This is a genomic window from Pseudomonas sp. Pseusp49 (genome assembly GCF_059491875.1).
This window is the reverse complement of record NZ_CP168514.1, coordinates 5,778,450-5,799,832: the sequence shown is the minus strand read 5'-3', so window position 1 is coordinate 5,799,832 and position 21,383 is coordinate 5,778,450. Positions and strand designations below refer to the sequence as shown.

Genomic DNA, 21,383 nt, shown 5'->3' with positions numbered 1-21,383 from the left:
GGGCTGCCGGATTCAACTCAAGCGGAAACGCCCCGTGTTGTCGCTTAACGCTTTGCTGCCCTGACTCAGGGTGTCCGCTGCCTGGTTCACCGCACGGGCACCTTCGAGCAAACGTAGCGCCGCCTGATCGACCTGCTGGATATTGCCGCTGACCTCGTCGGCGGTACTGGCCTGCTCTTCCACCGCCGTGGCGATGTGCGCCAGGGTATCGGTGACACTCTGCACCGCACTGGCGATTTCCCCGAGCCGTTCGCCAAGGCCGGTGACCGCTTGTGCATCACTCTCTGCCTGAGTGCACGCGGCCTCCATCAGGTTGACGGCCTCGTTCACGGTGTGACGCAGGCTGTCGACCGTGCCGGCAATCTGTGCGGTCGACGATTGAGTGCGCTGCGACAGGCTGCGTACTTCATCGGCCACCACCGCAAAGCCACGCCCTTGTTCGCCCGCCCGCGCCGCCTCGATGGCGGCGTTGAGTGCCAACAGGTTGGTCTGCTCGGCGACGCCGCGAATGGTGTCGACCACCAGTTGAATCTGCTGTCCTTGCTCGCTGACCCGGCCCAGTGCCGCAGCGGTTTCGTTCAGGCGTTGGTTGAGCTGCTGGATGCTCGCGGTGGTGCGCTGGCTGTCGCGGCTGCTGTCGGCGGCAATGCGCCGGGTGTGCTGGGCGCTGCCGGACGCCTGTTCGCAACTGTGGGCGACCCCTTGTGAGGTGGCGGCCAGTTGCGTCGCCGCCGCAGCAATCTGGCTGATCTGCAACTGCTGGGCTTCGACTTCGCCCAAGGCGTCACTGGAATGATGGTTGAGGGATTGCACCGCGTGGCTCAGTTGCAGGGTTTCGTGATCCACGCCTTGCAGGCTGGTGCGCAGTTGCACCACGGCGACGTTCAGCGCGGTGCTGATGACCGCCAGTTCGTCCCGTCCCTGAACCGGTACTTGCAGGCTCAGATTGCCATCGCGCAGGGCCTCGGCCAGTACCGTGATGCCGCTGGCGCTGCGGCGGATCGAAGCCTGCAAGCAGATGAACAGATACAGCGCAGCCAACAGCAGGCAGCCGAACACGGCGGCCACCACGATGAACTGGCGGATCGCCGAGCCGTGGTAGTAATCCAGGCGTTGATCCAGTGACACCAGCGACTGCTGGCGCAACGAGGCGAGGTCGGAGAGCAGGGCGTCGAGACTGCGTTCGAAGTCCTCTGGCTTTAGATTGATGCTGCCGCCGAACACGCCGTCGTCCAGCACCTTAAGGCCTGAGTCCAGGCGCTTGAGGCTGTCATGGTATTGCCCGGCCCAGGTTTGCAGGGCGCTGGGCAAGCGCGCTTCGAGCAGACCAGCGGTTTTAACAAGCTGCTCTCGTGCATCGCCGATGCGGCTGCGCAGGTCGCGCAGTTGCAGGCGGCTTTGCAGGGTGAACTGCCCGGACACGACCGACGCCTGGCCCACCGCCGCCAGGCGACCGACTCGTTCGATCAGGTCGGGTGCGTGTTGGGTGGAGATCTGCGTCAGCAGATAAGTCTCCAGCCACGGTGCCAGTGTCAGGCGATTGTCCATGGCGATCTGCTCGCGCAAGGCTTGCAGGGCGCTCAGGGCGTTGGTGAAGCGATCGTAACCATCCGGCCACCAGCCGACGCTGCTCAGGCTTTTCGAGTCGAGGCCATCGAGGGCGGCTTGCAGGGCTTGATAACGGCTCAGTGTCTCGCTCTCGGCAGCTTCTTTTTGCAGGGCATTGCCCAGTTCGGCAGTGGCCTGGCTGACGGCGGGTTGGACCGCGTCGAAGGCGGCCATCGCAGCGAGGGTGGCCGGTGTCGGCTGGCGATTGGTTTCCGTGGCGCGCCAGCGGGCGGCGCGATCGCGCTGGGCGGCGAGCAGGTCATCCAGTGCATCAAGGGCCAGCAGTTGCCGCACCCCGGCACGTTCGCCGGAAATCAGGCTGAGTTTGTCGCGATAGTCCTGGCCGATCATCCACAGGCTGCCGGCCAGCGGCAGGATAAACAGTAGAAACAACAGCTGGAATTTGCGCGCAAAGCCAAAACGCCCCAGCAACCCGATCCCGGGTGATAAAAAAGCCTGCATGCCCCAAGACTCCTCTGGACACCACGCACCATTGGCGTGCGTCGGAGGTTGTTGCACCGCCGACTCGTGCCCTCTAAAAAGGCCTCGAAAGTTCACCCTTGTCCGCTCTGTAGGCCGACTCTGTGGCGAAACTTCCCATTGTCGGTCTCCTTTGTAAGGAAGCCGCGTTCAAGCCGACAAAGAAGGCAAGATTCAGACCATGGCGTTGCGCCATCAATGTTGTGGCGATGAAAAACGAGGTCGTTAGCAGGCTAAGGGGATGGCGTTGCCGCACTGAAAAATGGCACATTGGCGCATCTGCCCGTTTGTACCTCCTGTTGTCTGGAAATTCCCATGGCTATCAGCAACGCCCAGACCGGCTCAGTGCCGGCGTCCGCTACGCCCCAAAGCAGTCCCCTGGTGATGCGCATCATCGGCGCGGTGGCGCTGGCGCATTTGATCAACGACTTGATCCAGTCGGTGCTGCCGTCGATCTACCCGATGCTCAAGGCCAGCTATGGCCTGAGCTTCACTCAGGTCGGCCTGATCACCCTGACATTCCAGTTGACGGCCTCGCTGTTGCAGCCGTGGGTGGGTTACTACACCGATCGCCACCCCAAGCCGTGGCTGCTGCCGGCGGGTACGGTCTGCACCCTGGTCGGCATTCTGATGATGTCGGTGGTCGGCAGCTTCCCGCTGATTTTGCTGGCGGCGGGCTTGATCGGCATCGGTTCTTCGACCTTCCACCCCGAAGCGTCCCGGGTGGCGCGACTGGCTTCGGGCGGGCGCTTCGGGCTGGCGCAATCGACCTTCCAGGTCGGCGGTAACGCAGGCTCGGCGTTCGGCCCCTTGCTGGCGGCGGCGATCATCATTCCCTATGGTCAAGGGCACGTGGCCTGGTTCGGCCTGTTCGCGGTGTTTGCGTTGTTCGTGCTGTACCGGATCAGCCGCTGGTACGCCAACCACTTGAACCTGTTCAAGCTCAAGCAGGGTCAGGCAGCGACTCACGGCCTGTCCAAGGGGCGAGTGACCAGCGCGCTGGTGGTGCTCGGGTTGCTGGTGTTCTCCAAGTATTTCTACATGGCCAGCCTCACCAGCTATTTCACCTTCTACCTGATCGAGAAGTTCGACCTGTCGGTCGCCAGTTCGCAGTTACACCTGTTCCTGTTCCTTGGTGCGGTAGCGGCGGGGACGTTCTTTGGCGGGCCGATCGGCGACAGGATCGGGCGTAAGGCCGTGATCTGGTTCTCGATCCTCGGCGTTGCACCGTTCACCTTGTTGCTGCCCCATGTCGACCTGTTCTGGACCAGCATCCTGAGCGTGGTCATCGGCTTCATCCTCGCCTCGGCATTCTCGGCCATCGTCGTGTACGCCCAGGAACTGGTGCCGGGCAATGTCGGGATGATCGCCGGGGTGTTCTTCGGTTTGATGTTCGGTTTCGGCGGGATTGGCGCGGCGTTGCTGGGGCACCTGGCGGATATTCACGGCATCGAGTACGTGTATTACCTGTGTTCATTCCTGCCGTTGTTCGGGGTGTTGGCGATCTTCCTGCCACGGACCAAAAAGGCCTGACTCGACACAAATCCCCCTGTGGGAGCGGGCTTGCTCGCGAATGCGGTTCGTCAGCCACATGTACTTCGACTGACACACCCTCTTCGCGAGCAAGCCCGCTCCCACAATGGGGCGCAGGTGTGGCGGATGATTATTTCAGGCACAAAAAAGCCGCGTATCAAACGCGGCTTTTTCTTGGGCGTGTGGCTTACACGTTGAAGCGGAAGTGCATCACGTCGCCGTCCTTGACGATGTAATCCTTGCCTTCCAGACGCCATTTACCGGCTTCCTTGGTACCGGCTTCGCCCTTGTACTGGATGAAGTCGTTGTAGGCGATCACTTCGGCGCGGATGAAGCCTTTCTCGAAGTCGGTGTGGATCACACCAGCGGCTTGTGGTGCGGTGGCACCGACGCGCACGGTCCAGGCGCGGACTTCTTCGACACCGGCGGTGAAGTAGGTCTGCAGGTGCAGCATTTCGTAGCCGGCGCGGATCACGCGGTTCAGGCCAGGCTCTTCGAGGCCCAGGGCTTCGAGGAACATGTCTTTCTCTTCACCGTCATCGAGCTCGGCGATTTCCGCTTCGATCTTGTTGCACACCGGTACAACCACGGCGCCTTCTTCTTCGGCGATGGCCTTGACCACGTCCAGGTGCGGGTTGTTCTCGAAACCGTCTTCAGCGACGTTGGCGATGTACATCACAGGCTTGGTGGTCAGCAGGTGGAAGCCCTTGATCACCGCTTTTTCGTCGGTGCCCATGTTCTTCATCAGGCTGCGCGCCGGCTTGCCTTCGGTGAAGTGAGCGATCAATTGCTCCAGCAGGCCTTTCTGGACCACGGCGTCCTTGTCACCACCCTTGGCATTGCGCGCGACTTTCTGCAGTTGCTTCTCGCAACTGTCGAGGTCGGCGAAGATCAGTTCCAGGTCGATGATTTCGATGTCGCGTTTCGGGTCGACGCTGTTGGAGACGTGAATCACGTTCTCGTCTTCGAAGCAGCGGACCACGTGGGCGATGGCATCGGTTTCACGGATGTTGGCCAAAAACTTGTTGCCCAGGCCTTCACCTTTCGACGCGCCGGCAACCAGGCCCGCGATGTCGACGAATTCCATGGTGGTCGGCAGGATGCGCTTTGGATTGACGATGGCCGCCAGGGCTTCCAGACGCGGATCCGGCATCGGCACGATACCGCTGTTCGGTTCGATGGTGCAGAAGGGGAAGTTCTCGGCCGCGATCCCGGATTTGGTCAGGGCGTTGAACAGGGTGGACTTGCCGACGTTAGGCAGACCGACGATGCCGCAATTGAATCCCATGGTGTTTTCCCCGAGGAGTGAGTCAGGCCTTCTGGCTGTGCAGGTTTTTCATCGCGCGGTTCCATTCCCCGGCGAGGATATCCGGCAGCACGCCGAGGGCAAAGTCGATGCTGGCATCGAGTTTTTCCTGTTCGGCGCGTGGCGCACGACCCAGGACGAAATTTGAAACCATACTGGCAACGCCCGGGTGGCCAATGCCAAGCCGCAAGCGGTGAAAGGTATTCTGATTGCCCAGTTGCGCAATGATGTCGCGCAACCCGTTGTGACCGCCGTGGCCGCCGCCTACTTTGAGCTTGGCAACGCCCGGAGGCAGGTCGAGTTCGTCGTGCGCCACGAGGATTTCTTCGGGCTTGATGCGGAAGAAACCGGCGAGTGCCGCCACGGCCTGGCCGCTGCGGTTCATGTACGTGGTGGGAATCAGCAGACGAACATCCTGACCCTGGTGCGAATAGCGCCCGGTCAGGCCGAAATATTTGCGGTCCGCCACAAGGTTCACGCCTTGTGCGTTCGCGATGCGCTCAACAAAAAGGGCCCCTGCGTTATGCCGGGTCTGTTCGTATTCAGCGCCTGGATTTCCCAGGCCAACGATCAGTTTGATGGCAGTCACGATAGGGGCCCTTCATTGGAGTGGTGGATAACATCGCCGCAATCAGGGAAAGCGGCGAAAGTGGACGAAAATTGCTCATTTACCATGATGTAAACTCCGCGTTCTCGCCCGCTTTCTCGCTATGCTCTAGTCCGCGATGTTTCCGGTCACTCCGGCGTACAGAGTAAAATTACTCTGCAGCGCCTTCTGCAGCTTCTGGAGCAACACGTGGAGCGTGGACGTTGGCAACAGCCTTGTCATCGCCGTGTGCCAGGGCCACGAACTCAACGCCTTTAGGCGCCTTGAGGTCCGACAGGTGAATGATCGAACCGATTTCAGCGTTAGCCAGGTCGACTTCGATGAACTCAGGCAGATCTTTCGGCAGGCAGGAAACTTCGATCTCGGCAACAACGTGCGAGATTTCGCCGCCTTTCTTGGTCGGTGCTTCTTCGTTGATGAAGTGCACTGGAACGATCGCGGTCAGTTTCTGGCCAGCGACTACGCGTACGAAGTCAGCGTGCATCACGTGGCCTTTGGCCGGGTGACGCTGCAGGGCTTTGATCACGACGTTCTGCTTGGTGCCACCAACGTTCAGCTCGATGATGTGGCTGTAAGCCGCTTCGTTTTCGAGCAGTTTGGCAACTTCTTTGGCCAGCATGCTGATGGATTCAGGGGCTTTGTCGCCACCGTAAACTACAGCTGGAACCAGGCTTGCGAGACGACGCAGGCGGCGGCTCGCACCTTTCCCCAGGTCGGAACGCACTTCAGCATTCAGAGTAAAATCGTTCATGTTGTATCTCCAAAATAACCACACTCGCCCCAGCGTTTGCGACCAGCGCTAAAGGCGATATGGGCAAAAAAGCCCCGCCCCGACAGGAATGCCGGGGCGGGGCGCTTTTCGTCAACGAGACATTTCGAGAAGGGCAGGGCCCTTAGCGGAACATCGCGCTGATCGATTCTTCATTGCTGATGCGGCGGACCGCCTCGGCAACTACCGGTGCGATATCCAGTTGGCGGATACGCGCACAGGCTTGTGCTGCAGCGGACAGCGGAATGGTGTTGGTCACCACCAGCTCGTCCAGCACGGAATTTTCAATGTTCTCGATTGCCCGACCCGACAGCACAGGGTGCGTGCAGTAGGCGAAAACCTTGGCAGCGCCATGCTCTTTCAGGGCCTTGGCCGCGTGGCACAGGGTGCCGGCGGTATCGACCATGTCATCGACCAGAATACAGGTACGCCCTTCGACATCACCGATGATATGCATCACTTCGGAGTGATTGGCTTTCTCACGGCGTTTGTCGATGATCCCGAGATCCACGCCCAGGGATTTGGCAACGGCACGTGCACGCACGACGCCGCCAATGTCCGGGGACACGATCATCAGGTTTTCGAAGCGCTGATCTTCGATGTCATCCACCAGAACCGGGGAGCCGTAGATGTTATCTACCGGAATATCGAAGAAACCCTGGATTTGGTCAGCATGCAGATCAACCGTGAGAACACGGTCGATGCCGACTACGGTAAGCATGTCAGCCACGACTTTCGCGCTGATAGCCACACGTGCGGAACGCGGACGGCGATCCTGACGGGCATAACCAAAGTAAGGAATAACAGCAGTGATACGAGTAGCCGAGGAGCGGCGGAAGGCATCAGCCATCACTACCAGTTCCATCAGGTTATCGTTGGTCGGAGCGCAAGTCGGCTGAATAATGAAGACGTCTTTACCGCGGACGTTTTCATTGATCTCGGCTGTAATTTCGCCGTCGGAGAATTTACCGACAGAGATGTCACCGAGAGGGATATGCAGCTGACGTACGACACGCCGAGCCAGATCGGGGTTAGCGTTCCCCGTAAAGACCATCATCTTGGACACGCGCAGTACCTGAAGGCTGAGGGTAACCTGGATGAGTATAGGAAAATGGCAGGGGCGGCTGGATTCGAACCAACGCATGGCAGGATCAAAACCTGCTGCCTTACCGCTTGGCGACGCCCCTGTATCTGTTGCAACGATTACCCGGTAATCGGTTCCTTTAGAGCAGACTTTGAAGCTTGCGATGCAACATCGAAACGTTGCTTCCTTTTGCTACAAAACCTGTAAGGGTCTCTGTAAGAAGGGCCGAGACTTTATCAGCTTCAGCTTTGCTTGGGAAGCCCCCAAACACACAACTTCCAGTTCCGGTGAGTTTTGCTTCGGTAAATTTACCTAACAAATTCAAAGCGTTACGTACCTCTGGATAACGCCTTGTTACCACCGGCAAGCAGTCATTTCGACTGTTTCCCTTGGGAACGGGGCGCACTTTAATGGGAGGAGTGTTACGTGTCAACAACGGATCTGAAAAAATTTCTGCCGTACTTACAGAGACTTGCGGCACCAGCACCAGATACCACGGTTCTTCGGGGTCGACAGGGGTCAGTTTCTCCCCCACGCCCTCGGCGAAAGCCGCATGGCCACGAACGAAAACCGGGACGTCGGCGCCCAGCGTCAATCCCAGGCCAGCCAGGCGATCTTCATCCCAGCCCAATTGCCACAGGTGATTGAGGCCGAGCAAAGTCGTGGCGGCATTCGAACTGCCGCCGCCAATGCCGCCGCCCATGGGCAGGATCTTTTCGATCCAGATATCGACACCCAGCGAACAACCGGATTGCTCCTGGAGTTTTTTCGCGGCCTTGACGATCAGGTTGCTGTCGTGGGGTACGCCGGCGAATTCGGTGTGCAGTTGAATGACACCGTCATCGCGCAGGGCGTAGGTGATTTCGTCGCCGTAATCGAGAAACTGAAACATCGTTTGCAGTTCGTGGTAGCCGTCTTCGCGGCGACCGAGAATGTGCAGCATCAAATTGAGTTTGGCCGGAGACGGCAGAGTCAGGCGATTGACTGGCATGTCATGACCCCAGTTTGCGTGGTTGCCAGGCCTTGATCACCAGGGTGACGTCAAGGTCGGTGCCATGCAGCTTGATGCGCTCGGGCAGCCAGTAACCGTTTTGCTGGGTGTAGTCGGTGTATTCGACCTGCCAGCCATCCTGCTCGAGGTTGGCCAGGCGACTGTCGGCATCCAGGGTCAGGTGACTTTTGCTGTCCGGAGACGGGAGCCCGCGTACCCACCAGGCCAGATTGGACACCGGCAGCTTCCAGCCCAACTGTTCTTCGAGCAGTACTTCCGGATTCGGCGCGTCGTAGCGTCCCTGGTTGGCGACTTCCAGCGACACCTTGCCCGGACGTCCGGTCAGGCGAGCCGCACCGCGGCCCAGTGGCCCGGACAGGCGAATGTCGTAGTAATCCTGGCGCTGCAGCCAGAACAGCGTGCCGCTGCCCGAATCTTTCGGCGCACGGATGCCGATCTTGCCGTCGATCTGCCAGCCGTCGAGGCCGGTCAGTTGCTGTTTGTGCTCACGCCATTGGGCGGCGTTGCCATGACCCTCGACCGATTCGCGGGGACCAAGGCCTGCGCAACCGGCGAGCAGGGCGATAAAGCTGAAAACGATGAAATGGCGCAAAAACATAATCTTAAAGAGTCTCTGATCCGGTCAGGCGTTTGATGGTGCCACGCAGAGTCGGGCTGTCAGGCTGTTCCTTGAGGAATTTGCCCCAGACTTGTCTGGCCTCGCGCTGTTTGCCGTTGGCCCACAGGACTTCGCCCAGGTGTGCGGCGACTTCCTGGTCGGGGAAGCGTTCCAGGGCCTGGCGCAGCAGGCGCTCGGCTTCGTCGAGATTGCCCAGGCGGTAATTCACCCAGCCAAGGCTGTCGAGTACCGCCGGGTCTTCCGGACTGATCTGGTGCGCCTGTTCGATCAGGGCCTTGGCTTCGGCGTAGCGCGTGGTGCGGTCGGACAGGGTGTAACCGAGGGCGTTCAATGCCATGGCATTGTCCGGGTCACGCTTGATGATCGTGCGCAGGTCTTTTTCCATCTGCGCCAGGTCATTGCGTTTTTCCGCCTGCATGGCACGGGTGTAGAGCAGGTTCAAATCGTCCGGGTATTGCTGCAAGGCTTGATGCAGAACGCTCCAGGCCTTGTCGCCCTGATTGTTGGCGGACAGGGTTTCGGCTTCGATGAGGTACAGCTGGATCGCGTAATCCGGCTGCTCGTCGCGCTCTGCCGCCAGCTTTCTCTGCGCTTCGGCGGTCCTGCCGTTGTCTATCAGGATGTCGGCCTGACGCAACTGCGCCGGCAGGAAATCGTTGCCCGGGCCAACCTTGGCGTACTCGATCAATGCGCCTTGCGGGTCGTTTTGTTCTTCGGCGATGCGGCCGAGGTTCAGGTGCGCCGAGTCGACGTGGCTGTCCCGGGCGATCAGGTCTTCAAGATAACCCTTGGCCTCGTTCCAGGCCTTGGCTTCCAGGCAGACCAGTGCCAGGGAGTATCGCAGTTCGTCGTCTTCCGGGTATTGCTGGACCAGGCTGGAGAATTCGGCCTTGGCGTCGTCCATGCGGTCCTGTTCAACCAGCATCCGCGCATAAGTCAGGCGCAGGCGCTTGTCGTCCGGGTATTTCTTGATGCTTTTCTGCAGCAGCGGCAAGGCCTCGTCACCGCGATCGAGGGTTTGCAGCAGGCGTGCGCGCAGCAGGATCGGAGCAATTTCGCCGTCGTCCGGCGGATTGTCTTCCAGCAGTTTCAGTGCGCCTTTGGCGTCGCCATCCTGTTGCATCAGCAGTGCCTTGCCGAAAATCAGCTGGCTGTTGTTCGGATGGCGTTGCAGCAAGCGGTCGAAGCTTTTCATCAGGCCGTTGCGTGTGTCCTGGTCGGTGTCGGCCGCCGACAGTGCCAGGAAGTCGAAATGAGTGTCGCCCTTGCCTTGCAGGACTTTCTCCATATAGACCATGGAGTCGTCATAACGCCCGGCGCGGGCCAGTTGCACGGCGGCGGCGCGTTGCGCTTCGAGGTCGTCGGGGGCGTTTTTCGCCCAGATCAGCGCAGTGTCCAGGGCAGCCTGATCGGCGCCCAGGTATTCGGCGATACGGAATGCCCGCTCCGAGATGCCCGGATCCTGGGTGTTGATGGCCTGGGTCACATAGTTGTCCAGGGCAATGTCGAAACGATTGCGCTGGCCAGCCAGTTCGGCGCTCAACAAGCTGAAGACGGTTTCCTCGCTGAAGGAGCTGTAGACCTTCGGCTTTTCAGGGGCCGGGGTGCTGTCTTCAACCGGCGGCGTACCGTCCGACGAAACGGGTGCCAAGGCCTGGCAGCCGCTGAGGAAGACAAAAGCGAGGAGCAACGCGGAAGATCTATTCATATAGGAAGAGGACGACTAACCTGCGGTCGGATCATCATGACACAAGCTTTAGGCCAAACATAACCGGCCCGCCAATTTACCCAATCCCGGGACTTGCGCGATGCCCCTGTAGGAGCTGCCGCAGGCTGCGATCTTTTGACTTTGCTTTTCAAGATCAAAAGATCGCAGCCTGCGGCAGCTCCTACAAAGAGCCGAAACGAGAATTGCTCGCAACGTTGGCGTCGTCTACCGGCGCGATAGATATCGAGTGGTTGTTCTGATTCCGTCGAAGTAGGACAATTGCCGGCTTCACGTCACCATCAGCGACTTTGAATGGCCTTCCTTGCACTCGGTATTAACCACAAGACTGCTTCAGTAGACGTCCGCGAGCGCGTGGCTTTTACCCCTGAGCAGCTGGTTGAGGCCTTGCAGCAGCTCTGCCGACTCACCGACAGCCGCGAAGCTGCGATCCTCTCCACCTGCAATCGCAGTGAACTCTATATAGAACAGGATCACCTGTCGGCGGACGTCGTGCTGCGCTGGCTGGCCGAATATCATCATTTGAGCTACGACGAGCTGCGCGAAAGCGCCTATGTGCATGAAGATGATGCGGCAGTTCGTCACATGATGCGGGTGGCCTCCGGGCTCGACTCGTTGGTGTTGGGCGAGCCGCAGATTCTCGGCCAGATGAAGTCGGCCTATGCCGTAGCTCGCGAGGCGGGCACGATCGGGCCATTGCTGGGGCGGCTGTTCCAGGCCACGTTCAACGCGGCCAAGCAGGTGCGCACCGACACGGCCATCGGCGAGAACCCGGTGTCGGTGGCATTTGCCGCGGTGAGCCTGGCCAAGCAGATTTTCAGCGACCTGCAGCGCAGCCAGGCCTTGTTGATCGGCGCCGGCGAGACCATCACCCTGGTCGCCCGCCATCTGCATGACCTGGGGGTAAAGCGCATCGTGGTCGCCAACCGTACCCTGGAGCGCGCGAGCATCCTGGCCGAGCAGTTCGGCGCCCATGCGGTGTTGCTGTCGGATATTCCGGCAGAGCTGGTGCGCAGCGATATCGTCATCAGTTCCACCGCCAGCCAGTTGCCGATCCTGGGCAAGGGTGCAGTGGAAAGCGCCTTGAAACTGCGCAAGCACAAACCCATTTTCATGGTGGATATCGCCGTTCCCCGCGATATCGAACCCGAAGTCGGCGAGTTGGACGACGTTTACCTCTACAGCGTCGACGATCTTCACGAAGTGGTCGCCGAGAACCTCAAGAGCCGCCAGGGCGCTGCCCAGGCCGCCGAAGAGATGGTCTCGGTCGGCGCCGAAGACTTCATGGTCCGCCTGCGTGAATTGGCGGCGGTGGACGTGCTCAAGGCCTATCGTCAACAGAGCGAACGCCTGCGCGACGAAGAATTGCAAAAGGCCCAGCGCATGCTGGCCAACGGCAGCAGCGCCGAAGAGGTGCTGGTGCAACTGGCTCGCGGGCTGACCAACAAACTCTTGCACGCACCGAGCGTGCAGTTGAAAAAGCTCTCTGCCGAAGGTCGCCTGGACGCGCTGGCGATGGCCCAGGAACTCTTTGCCCTCGGTGAGGGCTCATCGGATAGCTTTTCGGATAAAAAACCGCAATGAAAGCGTCACTGCTCAATAAGCTGGATATTCTCCAGGACCGTTTCGAGGAATTGACTGCCCTGCTGGGCGACGGCGAGGTCATTTCCGATCAGAACAAGTTCCGTACCTATTCCAAGGAGTACGCGGAAGTTGAACCGATCGTGGGCACCTATAAAGAACTGCTGAAAGTGCAGGATGACCTCGAGGGCGCCCAGGCTCTGCTCAAGGACAGCGACCCGGACATGCGTGAAATGGCCGTGGAAGAAGTCCGCGAGGCCAAGGAGCGCCTGGTCACGCTCGAAGCCGACCTGCAGCGCATGCTGCTGCCCAAGGACCCGAACGACGGGCGCAACGTGTTCCTCGAAATCCGTGCCGGCACCGGCGGCGACGAGGCGGCGATTTTCTCCGGCGACCTGTTTCGCATGTATTCGCGTTACGCCGAGCGTCGTGGCTGGCGGGTGGAGATCCTCTCGGAAAACGAGGGTGAACACGGCGGCTATAAAGAGGTGATTGCCCGGGTCGAGGGCGACAACGTCTACGGCAAACTCAAGTTCGAATCCGGTGCGCACCGTGTGCAGCGGGTTCCGGCGACCGAATCCCAGGGCCGCATCCACACGTCGGCCTGCACCGTGGCGGTATTGCCCGAGCCGGACGAACAGGAAGCCATCGAGATCAACCCGGCCGACCTGCGCATCGATACCTATCGCTCCTCCGGCGCCGGTGGCCAGCACGTCAACAAGACCGATTCGGCGATCCGCATTACGCACTTGCCGTCCGGCATCGTGGTCGAATGCCAGGAAGAGCGTTCGCAGCACAAGAACCGTGCCCGGGCGATGTCCTGGTTGTCGGCCAAGCTGAACGATCAGCAGACTTCCGCCGCGGCCAACGCCATCGCCAGCGAGCGCAAGCTGCTGGTGGGTTCCGGTGATCGCTCCGAGCGAATCCGCACCTACAATTTTGCCCAGGGCCGGGTCACCGACCACCGGGTCAACCTGACCTTGTACTCCCTCGACGAGATCCTCGCCGGCGGCGTCGAGGCGGTGATCGAGCCGTTGCTGGCCGAGTACCAGGCCGATCAACTGGCGGCGATAGGTGAGTAAATGACGATCATCGCCAGTTTGTTGCGTGCCGCCGATCTGCCCGACTCGCCGACGGCGCGTCTGGATGCCGAATTGCTGCTGGCGGCGGCGTTGGGCAAGTCCCGCAGTTTCCTGCACACCTGGCCGGAACGTATCGTGCCGAGCGAAGCGGCGCTGACGTTCGCCGAGTATTTGCAGCGCCGCCGCAGCGGCGAGCCGGTGGCCTACATCCTCGGCCAGCAAGGTTTCTGGAAGCTGGACCTGGAAGTGGCGCCGCATACGCTGATCCCGCGCCCGGACACCGAACTGCTGGTGGAAGCTGCGCTGGAATTGTTGCCGGCCGCACCGGCCAAGGTGCTCGACCTCGGTACCGGCAGCGGCGCGATTGCCCTGGCGTTGGCCAGCGAGCGTCCGGCCTGGAGCGTCACGGCCGTGGATCGCGTGCTGGAAGCCGTCGCCCTGGCCGAACGCAATCGCCAGCGTTTGCACCTGAACAACGCCAAGGTGCTGAGCAGCCATTGGTTCAGCGCTCTGGAAGGTCAGCGTTTTCAGCTGATCATCAGCAATCCGCCCTACATTGCAGCGGCCGATCCGCATCTGGTCGAGGGCGATGTGCGCTTTGAACCGGCCAGTGCCCTGGTGGCCGGTGTCGACGGGCTCGACGATCTGCGTCTGATCGTCGCCCAGGCGCCGGATCATCTCGACGCTGGCGGCTGGCTGATGCTCGAACACGGTTACGATCAGGCCGAGGCGGTCCGCGACCTGCTGCTGACTCGCGGTTTTGAAGAAGTCCACAGCCGCACCGATCTGGGCGGTCATCAACGCATCAGTCTGGGGCGCCTGCCGTGCTGAATGATCAGGAGTTGCTGCGTTACAGTCGGCAGATTCTGCTGCAACACATCGATATCGACGGTCAGTTGCGGCTCAAGGACAGCCGCGTATTGATCGTCGGACTCGGCGGCCTTGGCGCGCCAGTGGCGCTGTATCTGGCGGCCGCCGGCATTGGCGAGATGCACCTGGCGGACTTCGACACGGTCGACCTGACCAACCTGCAACGCCAGATCATTCACGACACTGACAGCGTCGGTATGACCAAGGTCGATTCGGCGCTCAAGCGCCTGACGGCGATCAATCCCGAGATCCGCTTGATCGCCCATCGCGCGGCGCTGGACGAAGATTCCCTGGCCGCCGTGGTGGCCGGGGTGGATCTGGTCCTCGATTGCTCGGACAATTTCTCTACCCGTGAAGCGGTCAATGCCGCGTGCGTGGCCGCCGGCAAACCGCTGGTCAGTGGTGCGGCGATTCGCCTCGAAGGCCAGCTGTCGGTGTTCGATCCGCGTCGGCCAGAGAGTCCGTGCTACCACTGTTTGTACGGGCACGGCAGCGAAGCCGAACTGACCTGCAGCGAAGCCGGCGTGGTCGGTCCACTGGTGGGACTGGTCGGCAGCCTGCAAGCGCTTGAAGCGCTGAAGTTACTGGCCGGATTCGGTGAGCCACTGGTGGGGCGCCTGTTGCTGATCGATGCCTTGGGCACGCGCTTTCGCGAATTGCGGGTCAAGCGTGATCCGGGCTGCAGCGTCTGTGGGTCGAAACATGCGTGAAGCGCCGATTGGCGTGTTCGACTCCGGTGTCGGTGGACTCTCGGTGCTGGCCGAGATCCAGCGCTTGCTGCCCAACGAGACGCTGATGTACGTCGCCGATTGCGGCAATGTTCCCTATGGCGAGAAAACTCCGGCATTTATCCAGCAGCGTTGCAGCGTGATGGCCGATTTCTTTCAGCAGCAGGGTGCCAAGGCCCTGGTGCTGGCCTGCAACACGGCAACGGTGGCCGGCGTCGCCGACTTGCGTCGCGACTATCCCGAATGGCCCATCGTCGGCATGGAGCCGGCCGTCAAGCCGGCGGCCGCCGCGACCCGCTCCGGCGTGGTCGGGGTGCTGGCCACCACCGGCACCTTGCAGAGCGCCAAGTTCGCCGCGTTGCTCGACCGCTTCGCCACGGACGTGAAAGTGATCACCCAGCCCTGTCCCGGGCTGGTGGAACTGATTGAAAACGGCGACCTGCATAGCGCCGAGCTGCGTGAGCTGTTGGCCGGGTATGTCGAGCCACTGCTGGCGGCTGGCGCGGACACCCTGATTCTTGGCTGCACCCATTACCCCTTTCTCAAGCCGATGCTCCGGCAGATGATCCCCGCGGACATCAGCCTGATCGATACCGGTGCCGCCGTCGCGCGGCAACTCCAGCGGCTTTTGGCCGAACGCGAACTGCTCGCCGCCGGGCCTGCCCGTGAAGCGCAGTTCTGGACCAGCGCCGATCCGCTTCATTTCAGAAATATCTTGCCGATACTGTGGAATACCACTGGCGTTGTGCGAAGCTTCAACCGGTAGAAGGCTGTCTGGGGGGACGAAAAATCGGGGTGAACTTCTGATAAATCGCTGACTTCTATAGTTTTGCTGGGCCAGGCAACAAAAAATCATACGAAATCGTTCGGAAAAGGAAGTTTCTAGTGAAGCGACTATTCTGCTTGGCCGCGATTGCGGCCGCATTTATGGGGCACACCTTTACTGCGCAGGCGGCAGGTGTGGAGTTCGCGGTTGGTCAGACCAGCGATTCGACCATGACATATCGACTGGGCATGCAATTCGATTGGGACCAGAGTTGGTGGCAGAGCGACGTGGGTCGCCTGACCGGTTACTGGAGCGGCGCGTATACCTATTGGGAAGGTGACGAGAAATCCAGTAACCACAGCCTGTCGTTCTCGCCTGTGCTGGTTTATGAATTTTCCGGCCAGAACGTCAAACCCTACGTCGAGTTCGGGGTAGGCGTGGCGGCGTTTGCCAGTACCGAAGTCGAAAGCAACGATCTGGGCAGCGCCTTCCAGTTTGAAGACCGCTTTGGATTCGGTTTGCGCTTTGCCGGCGGACATGAAGTCGGGGTTCGTGCGACGCACTATTCCAACGCCGGGATTACCACTCCGAACGATGGTGTAGAAAGTTACGCATTGCATTACACGATGCCGTTGTAACTGCTTAATACACACCCATGTGGGAGCGGGCTTGCTCGCGAAAGCAGTGGAACAGTCGACACTTTGATCGACTGACCTGACGCTTTCGCGAGCAAGCCCGCTCCCACATTGGTATTGGGACAACTTCAAATTAGCGATACGCCGTCGAAATCCCCAGGCGTTCGTCAATGCACTCTGGTGCGCCCATCTCGAACTCCCGGCAGATCAGCGGACGTTTTTCGTAGATGGTGCACATCATCGTGTTGCGATCCAGGGCGGCACACCAGCCGTCGTCCAGACGCAGCATGACTTCCCCGCCCCAGTCATCGGTATCGATGAACCGTTCAGGCACACCCGTATCGGTGATCAGCATGACTTCGAGCTGGCAGCAACAGGCTGCGCAGGTCGAGCACGTGACCGCGGGTTCCGCGATTTGCGTATGGGGGATGGTTTTCATGGCGCGCAGTGTAAGGCAGTCACCCGGTGCTGTGTGAAAGGTCTGACGGACGCCCGGGTATCGGCGCGTCCGGGATGCCGCTGTCGATGATGGCGATTTTCAGGGTTGGTCAATGATCGGTGGCTGGCTGCGTACCATGCGTTTGCCGATCTCCAGTTTCACTTGGTCCGGCCGTTTGGACAGCGGCCAGAGGGCGGCCATGAACGCAGCCGGGAAAGCGATTTCCAGCGGGCGGTCCTTGAGCTTTTCGAAGATGTGTCGCGCAGCTTTCTCCACCGGCCAGCTCAAGGGCATGGGAAAGTCGTTTTTCGCCCTCAGCGGCGTTTCGACAGGCCCAGGGTTGATCACCGTGAGTTCTATGCCTTCAGGGGCCAGGTCGATGCGCAGGGATTCGAACAGGTAACGCAGCCCGGCCTTTGAGGTGCCATACGCTTCTGCCTTGGGCAGCGGCAGGTAAGTGACCGTACTGGCCATGGCCACCAAATGGGGTGCGGTACCGGCACGCAGCAAAGGCAGGGCGGCATCGATGCAATAACTACTGGCCAACAGGTTGGTACGCAACACATGCTCGACAATCGACGCATCGAACTGCCTGGCATCCACGTACTCGCTGGTGCCGGCATTGAGTATCACGGTGTCCAGCGAGCCCCAGTCCTCGGCAATCTGCTCACCGATCTCGCGCACGGTCTGGCTGTTGGTCAGGTCACCGGCCACCACCAGCACTTGCCCCGGATAGCGTTGCGACAAGACTTTCAACTGCGCTACCGAGCGCGAACTGACGGCCAGGTGCGCACCGCTTTTCAGGATTTCTTCGGCCAGGGCCGCACCAATGCCACTGCTGGCACCGGTCAGCCAGTATCGTCGTGAGAGCGTACGACTCATCCCAATCTCCTTTTCAGCCAGGCCATTGGCCGGCCCAATACGGGTAAACATTTATGAAGCGGAGCCCCGGCATCGAGGTAGTTCCGGTGGCGGTCATTCATGATCCAGCGCCGGCGTATTGGCGTGACGGCAGGTTTTTGAACGCCGTCAACGCTCGCGTACGGGATGTGCTCAAGTCGACGATCGGTGAAGGGTAATCCACCCCACCAAAAAGGCCGCCGAGATTGGCGGGGTTGTGCACGTCTTTTTTATTCAGCCCTGCCAGCTCCGGCAGCCATTGCTTGATGAACACACCTTCGGGATCGAATTTTTCCGACTGGCTCAGCGGGTTGAAAATCCGGAAGTAAGGCGCCGAGTCGGTGCCGGTGGAAGAGCTCCATTGCCAGCCACCATTGTTCGCCGCCAGGTCGCCATCGATCAGGTGACGCATGAAAAAGCGTTCGCCTTCGCGCCAGTCGATCAGCAGGTTCTTGGTCAGGAACATCGCCACCACCATGCGCAGGCGGTTGTGCATCCAGCCGGTGGCCAGCAGTTGGCGCATGGCGGCGTCGATGATCGGCAAACCGGTGCGCGCCTGTTGCCAGGCGGCCAGTTCATCGGGAGCGTTGCGCCAGGCCAGCGCTTCGGTTTCCGGGCGAAACGCGCGATGCCGGGACACTCGCGGGTAGCCCACCAGGATGTGTTTGTAGAATTCGCGCCACAGCAGTTCGTTGATCCAGGTGACGGCGCCTGTGTTGCCGCTTTCGAACTCGCCCTGATTGCTGTTCAACGCGGCGTGCAGGCATTGGCGTGGAGAAATCACCCCGGCGGCAAGATAGGCCGAGAGCTGACTGGTGCCGGGTTTTGCCGGGAAGTCGCGTTCGTTCCGGTAGTGGTCGATCTGCGCTTCGCTAAAGCTGTCGAGGCGGCGCCGGGCTTCGGTTTCGCCGGCCGGCCACAGGCTGCGCAAGTGATCACCGGGCGTTGCGAAACCCTCGACGCTCAAGGGGATCGCATCGCTGGCAATGTTCAGCGGTGCTTGTTTGTGCGGCGCGCGGACCAGATTGGGCAGCGCGTGGTGCAGTCGTTCGTAGCAGACTTTGCGGAACTGGCTGAAGACCTGAAAGTAAGTGCCGGTCCGGGTCAGCACGCTCCCGGGCTTGAACAGCAATTGATCGAGGTAGCGGTGAACTTCGATGCCTTCGGCCTGTAGCGCCCGGGCGACCGCAGCATCGCGACGGGACTCGTGAATGCCGTACTCATCGTTGAGGTGCAACGCGTCGACCTGCCACTGCCGGCACAGGTTGAGCAATACGCTGGGCGCGTCATCCCAGCGGGGTGCCTGGCGGATCAGCAGGGGAATGTTCAGTTGAGCCAGTTCGCGGCTCAGCTCGTGCAGGTTGCGCAGCCAGAAGTCCACTTTGCAGGGCGCATCGTCATGTTCCAGCCATTGCTCCGGACTCAGCAGGTACACCGCCACGCACGGGCCACGAGCCGCGGCGGCCGAGAGGGCGGTGTTGTCATGTAGGCGCAAGTCGCTGCGCAGCCAGATCAATTGCATAGGGGGATCCACGCGATTCATTTAAATCAGCCCGCACTGAACGAGTGCCTGATGTGCCGACAATGGATCTTCGGCCAGGTACAAGTCAGTGATCTCGTTGGTACTGGCGGACAACTCGGCGTGGTGGATGCACACCGTTGGTCCGGCAATCATTTTTGGGCAACTGACACCTTTGAAAAGTTTCGGCAGTTGCGCCAGGTTCATGGCCTTGCTGGAGTACAGCAAAACCCCGCGGGGTTGCAGCAGTTCGACCGCCAATGCCAGTTCGCTGACTGGCAGCGGCCCGTCGAAGACCTCCACCGGGCAATCCGCGCTGCTGATCAGCCAGGCCGTGAGCCACAGCTGAGGTTCCATGGGCAGGTCCGAGTGGTTGATCAACAGCAGTGGCGCGGTGCGCAACTGACGATTGTTATGGTAGATGCGCGCGCCGAATTTGCTGCGCAGCCAGGCAGAAAAAAACACACGCTCCATCTGCGCACCGAACTGGCCTTGCCAGCGTTGCTCCAGAGCGGCCAGCAAAGGCATCAACAATTGCTCGCACAGGGTTCGCGGCGGATACAGCGCCATCGCCTGATTGACGTTGTCATCCAGGGCGCGTTCCTGCAATTCGCTGACTGCCTGCAGCAGCGTTAGCAGCAAGGTGTGCCAGTCGTTGTCCACGGACTCGCTGAATACTTGCGGCGTGTCGAGCAATTCCTTGACCTGGCTGACGGCGACGCCACGGTTGAGCCAGGTGAGGATGGCCTGGACACGTTGTACATGATCGGGCGAGAACAGCCGATGCCCCTTGGGGGTGCGTTGCGGCACGATCAGACCGTAGCGCCGCTCCCAGGCGCGCAGGGTCACGGCATTGACGCCGGTCAGGCGCGCCACCTCGCGGATCGGCAGCCAGCCCTCGTCCAGTGCCTTTTTAAAGTCATCGCCGAGGTCTTCGCGGGCGCTGGTGTCGAGTGTCTTTTTCATCAGATGGCGTTTCGCAGGCTGAGGTTTTCCGGGTGCGGTTGCAGATAGACCTGCTGTGCGATGTACGGATCGGGGTGTTGGCGAAAGTGATGTTTGAGCAGCGTCAGCGGCACCACCAACGGCACGATGCCTTGGTGGTACTGGCTGATCAGCTGTTGCACTTCCTGCTTGTCTTCGCGGCTGATGGCCTGTTTCAGGTAACCGCTGATGTGTTGCAGGACGTTGGTATGGGTGCGGCGGGTGGCGCACTTTTTCAGCGCTGCCATCAATTCGCTGAAATATCGGGGGCCCAGTTCCTGCGGATCGTTTTTGCCCATGCTGCCCAGCAGGTGGCCCAGGGCTTTGTATTGCACCGGATTGTGGGCCATCAACAGGTATTTGTAGCGTGAGTGAAAGTCCGTGAGGCCGCGCCGGGTCAAGCCTGCCTGGCGTAGCTGCTGCCAGGCACTGTAGGCGAATACGCGGGTGAGGAAGTTTTCCCGAAGCACCGGATCGTTGAGCCGGCCGTCTTCCTCCACCGGCAAGTCCGGGTGCAGCAGGCAGAAGGCCTGGGCGTAGATCCCGCGACCGCCACTGTCCGCTCGTGTGCCGTTGGCGTGGTAGACCTTGACCCGCTCCAGGCCACAGGACGGGGAATTTTGCATGAAGATATAGCCGCAAATATCCCCCAACTGCCCTGCCATGTCCCGGCCGTAGTTGGCCAGCGGTTGTGTCACGTTCAGGTTGTGATCCAGGGTTCCCACGGCTTCGGGTTGATCGGCACCACTCACCAGTCGAATCGGTTGGCGGGGTACGCCGAGGCCGATGGCCACTTCCGGGCAGACCGGGATGAAATCGAAATAATCAGTGAGGGTACGGCTGCACAGCCGCGATTCCTTGTGCCCGCCGTTGAAGCGCACATCGAGTCCCATCAGGCAGGCGCTGATGGCTATTTTCGGTTTGACAGGGGCGTGGGACATCGGAACACCTCGAATCTAAACCTGTACAAACATTTGTGTCTGTACAAGATAACCTCATCATAGATTCGAAGTTATACAAGTCAAATTTTTTGTATAGGTTTTTGCGACGTAATGCCCCTGTAGGAGCTGCCGAAGGCTGCGATCTTTTGATCTTGAAAAGCAAAATCAAAAGATCGCAGCCTTCGGCAGCTCCT

Annotated in this window: 20 protein-coding genes, 1 tRNA gene and 1 pseudogene; 7 read left to right on the top strand and 15 right to left on the bottom strand. The window is 60.4% G+C overall.

The annotated features are described in order from the left end of the window. Nucleotides 1–12: 12 nt before the first annotated feature. On the bottom strand, nt 13–1,548 hold the full coding sequence (locus ACEN83_RS25780) for a methyl-accepting chemotaxis protein (RefSeq protein ID WP_371317822.1): 1,536 nt from the start codon (nt 1,546–1,548) through the stop codon (nt 13–15). An 855-nt stretch (nt 1,549–2,403) separates the two neighbouring features. Here ACEN83_RS25780 and ACEN83_RS25775 point away from each other — a divergent pair. Beyond that, complete coding sequence (locus ACEN83_RS25775; RefSeq protein ID WP_495578771.1) at nt 2,404–3,621, top strand: MFS transporter; 1,218 nt, start codon at nt 2,404–2,406, stop codon at nt 3,619–3,621. Nucleotides 3,622–3,808: 187 nt separating this feature from the next. Here ACEN83_RS25775 and ychF read toward each other — a convergent pair whose 3' ends face one another. The 8 genes from ychF to ACEN83_RS25735 form a co-directional block, all read right to left on the bottom strand. Further along, nucleotides 3,809–4,909 carry a redox-regulated ATPase YchF gene (ychF, locus tag ACEN83_RS25770; protein WP_096509090.1) on the bottom strand — a complete coding sequence of 367 codons (1,101 nt, stop codon included), beginning with the start codon at nt 4,907–4,909 and terminating at the stop codon, nt 3,809–3,811. A gap of 22 nt (nt 4,910–4,931) precedes the next feature. Further along, a complete protein-coding gene (pth, locus tag ACEN83_RS25765; RefSeq protein ID WP_007973893.1) occupies nt 4,932–5,516 on the bottom strand; it encodes an aminoacyl-tRNA hydrolase in 585 nt (194 codons plus the stop codon). A gap of 169 nt (nt 5,517–5,685) precedes the next feature. Further along, nucleotides 5,686–6,285, bottom strand: coding sequence for a 50S ribosomal protein L25/general stress protein Ctc (locus ACEN83_RS25760; RefSeq protein WP_007973891.1), 600 nt, complete (start codon nt 6,283–6,285; stop codon nt 5,686–5,688). 142 nt (nt 6,286–6,427) lie between these two features. Then, nucleotides 6,428–7,369, bottom strand: coding sequence for a ribose-phosphate pyrophosphokinase (locus ACEN83_RS25755; protein WP_003171603.1), 942 nt, complete (start codon nt 7,367–7,369; stop codon nt 6,428–6,430). 46 nt (nt 7,370–7,415) lie between these two features. Next, nucleotides 7,416–7,490 (bottom strand) — tRNA-Gln (locus ACEN83_RS25750). Between the two features lie 36 nt (nt 7,491–7,526). After that, nucleotides 7,527–8,378, bottom strand: a complete 852-nt coding sequence (gene ispE / locus ACEN83_RS25745; protein WP_495578770.1) for a 4-(cytidine 5'-diphospho)-2-C-methyl-D-erythritol kinase — start codon at nt 8,376–8,378, stop codon at nt 7,527–7,529. 1 nt (nt 8,379) lies between these two features. Continuing rightward, the gene (gene lolB / locus ACEN83_RS25740; RefSeq protein WP_007973886.1) at nt 8,380–8,997 is read right to left on the bottom strand and encodes a lipoprotein insertase outer membrane protein LolB; all 618 of its coding nucleotides are present in this window, start codon (nt 8,995–8,997) and stop codon (nt 8,380–8,382) included. Between the two features lie 4 nt (nt 8,998–9,001). Beyond that, the gene (locus ACEN83_RS25735; RefSeq protein ID WP_495578769.1) at nt 9,002–10,726 is read right to left on the bottom strand and encodes a tetratricopeptide repeat protein; all 1,725 of its coding nucleotides are present in this window, start codon (nt 10,724–10,726) and stop codon (nt 9,002–9,004) included. A gap of 312 nt (nt 10,727–11,038) precedes the next feature. Between ACEN83_RS25735 and hemA the strand changes: the two genes are divergently transcribed. The 6 genes from hemA (at nt 11,039) to ACEN83_RS25705 (ending at nt 16,409) form a co-directional block, all read left to right on the top strand. Continuing rightward, nucleotides 11,039–12,328 carry a glutamyl-tRNA reductase gene (gene hemA / locus ACEN83_RS25730; protein ID WP_007973881.1) on the top strand — a complete coding sequence of 430 codons (1,290 nt, stop codon included), beginning with the start codon at nt 11,039–11,041 and terminating at the stop codon, nt 12,326–12,328. Further along, on the top strand, nt 12,325–13,407 hold the full coding sequence (gene prfA / locus ACEN83_RS25725; protein WP_007973879.1) for a peptide chain release factor 1: 1,083 nt from the start codon (nt 12,325–12,327) through the stop codon (nt 13,405–13,407). Before hemA ends, prfA begins: the two co-directional genes overlap by 4 nt. Continuing rightward, a complete protein-coding gene (gene prmC, locus ACEN83_RS25720; protein WP_495578768.1) occupies nt 13,408–14,238 on the top strand; it encodes a peptide chain release factor N(5)-glutamine methyltransferase in 831 nt (276 codons plus the stop codon). Continuing rightward, nucleotides 14,232–14,987, top strand: coding sequence for a molybdopterin-synthase adenylyltransferase MoeB (locus ACEN83_RS25715; protein WP_007973877.1), 756 nt, complete (start codon nt 14,232–14,234; stop codon nt 14,985–14,987). The genes prmC and ACEN83_RS25715 overlap by 7 nt, the downstream gene beginning before the upstream one ends. Beyond that, the gene (murI, locus tag ACEN83_RS25710) at nt 14,980–15,771 is read left to right on the top strand and encodes a glutamate racemase (protein ID WP_495578767.1); all 792 of its coding nucleotides are present in this window, start codon (nt 14,980–14,982) and stop codon (nt 15,769–15,771) included. Before ACEN83_RS25715 ends, murI begins: the two co-directional genes overlap by 8 nt. A 119-nt stretch (nt 15,772–15,890) precedes the next feature. Then, on the top strand, nt 15,891–16,409 hold the full coding sequence (locus ACEN83_RS25705) for an acyloxyacyl hydrolase (RefSeq protein WP_495578766.1): 519 nt from the start codon (nt 15,891–15,893) through the stop codon (nt 16,407–16,409). 130 nt (nt 16,410–16,539) lie between these two features. On the opposite strand, the gene ACEN83_RS25700 is transcribed toward ACEN83_RS25705, so the two are convergent. From ACEN83_RS25700 to ACEN83_RS25675, 6 genes and pseudogenes are all read right to left on the bottom strand, one after another. Beyond that, entirely contained in the window at nt 16,540–16,845 is a 306-nt protein-coding gene (locus ACEN83_RS25700; protein WP_015096814.1) for a YkgJ family cysteine cluster protein, read from the bottom strand. A 99-nt stretch (nt 16,846–16,944) separates the two neighbouring features. Then, a complete protein-coding gene (locus tag ACEN83_RS25695; protein ID WP_495578765.1) occupies nt 16,945–17,727 on the bottom strand; it encodes an SDR family NAD(P)-dependent oxidoreductase in 783 nt (260 codons plus the stop codon). Further along, nucleotides 17,724–17,819 (bottom strand): annotated as a pseudogene (locus ACEN83_RS25690) (transcriptional regulator); the annotation flags it as partial. The gene ACEN83_RS25695 and the pseudogene ACEN83_RS25690, both read right to left, overlap by 4 nt. A 5-nt stretch (nt 17,820–17,824) precedes the next feature. Then, on the bottom strand, nt 17,825–19,267 hold the full coding sequence (gene phrB, locus ACEN83_RS25685) for a deoxyribodipyrimidine photo-lyase (RefSeq protein WP_495578764.1): 1,443 nt from the start codon (nt 19,265–19,267) through the stop codon (nt 17,825–17,827). Between the two features lie 21 nt (nt 19,268–19,288). Further along, the gene (locus ACEN83_RS25680; RefSeq protein WP_116581209.1) at nt 19,289–20,230 is read right to left on the bottom strand and encodes a MerR family transcriptional regulator; all 942 of its coding nucleotides are present in this window, start codon (nt 20,228–20,230) and stop codon (nt 19,289–19,291) included. Next, a complete protein-coding gene (locus ACEN83_RS25675) occupies nt 20,230–21,189 on the bottom strand; it encodes a YbgA family protein (RefSeq protein ID WP_116581208.1) in 960 nt (319 codons plus the stop codon). Before ACEN83_RS25675 ends, ACEN83_RS25680 begins: the two co-directional genes overlap by 1 nt. Between the last annotated feature and the right edge of the window lie 194 nt (nt 21,190–21,383).

Bases quoted from the DNA above. Each gene is read 5' to 3' on its own strand.
- ACEN83_RS25780 (WP_371317822.1), bottom strand. From the start codon at position 1,548: ATGGACAATCGCCTGACACTGGCACCGTGGCTGGAGACTTATCTGCTG.
- ACEN83_RS25775 (WP_495578771.1), top strand. From the start codon at position 2,404: ATGGCTATCAGCAACGCCCAGACCGGCTCAGTGCCGGCGTCCGCTACG.
- ychF (WP_096509090.1), bottom strand. From the start codon at position 4,909: ATGGGATTCAATTGCGGCATCGTCGGTCTGCCTAACGTCGGCAAGTCC.
- ACEN83_RS25760 (WP_007973891.1), bottom strand. From the start codon at position 6,285: ATGAACGATTTTACTCTGAATGCTGAAGTGCGTTCCGACCTGGGGAAA.
- ispE (WP_495578770.1), bottom strand. From the start codon at position 8,378: ATGCCAGTCAATCGCCTGACTCTGCCGTCTCCGGCCAAACTCAATTTG.
- lolB (WP_007973886.1), bottom strand. From the start codon at position 8,997: ATGTTTTTGCGCCATTTCATCGTTTTCAGCTTTATCGCCCTGCTCGCC.
- ACEN83_RS25735 (WP_495578769.1), bottom strand. From the start codon at position 10,726: ATGAATAGATCTTCCGCGTTGCTCCTCGCTTTTGTCTTCCTCAGCGGC.
- hemA (WP_007973881.1), top strand. From the start codon at position 11,039: ATGGCCTTCCTTGCACTCGGTATTAACCACAAGACTGCTTCAGTAGAC.
- prfA (WP_007973879.1), top strand. From the start codon at position 12,325: ATGAAAGCGTCACTGCTCAATAAGCTGGATATTCTCCAGGACCGTTTC.
- prmC (WP_495578768.1), top strand. From the start codon at position 13,408: ATGACGATCATCGCCAGTTTGTTGCGTGCCGCCGATCTGCCCGACTCG.
- murI (WP_495578767.1), top strand. From the start codon at position 14,980: ATGCGTGAAGCGCCGATTGGCGTGTTCGACTCCGGTGTCGGTGGACTC.
- ACEN83_RS25700 (WP_015096814.1), bottom strand. From the start codon at position 16,845: ATGAAAACCATCCCCCATACGCAAATCGCGGAACCCGCGGTCACGTGC.
- ACEN83_RS25695 (WP_495578765.1), bottom strand. From the start codon at position 17,727: ATGAGTCGTACGCTCTCACGACGATACTGGCTGACCGGTGCCAGCAGT.
- phrB (WP_495578764.1), bottom strand. From the start codon at position 19,267: ATGCAATTGATCTGGCTGCGCAGCGACTTGCGCCTACATGACAACACC.
- ACEN83_RS25680 (WP_116581209.1), bottom strand. From the start codon at position 20,230: ATGAAAAAGACACTCGACACCAGCGCCCGCGAAGACCTCGGCGATGAC.
- ACEN83_RS25675 (WP_116581208.1), bottom strand. From the start codon at position 21,189: ATGTCCCACGCCCCTGTCAAACCGAAAATAGCCATCAGCGCCTGCCTG.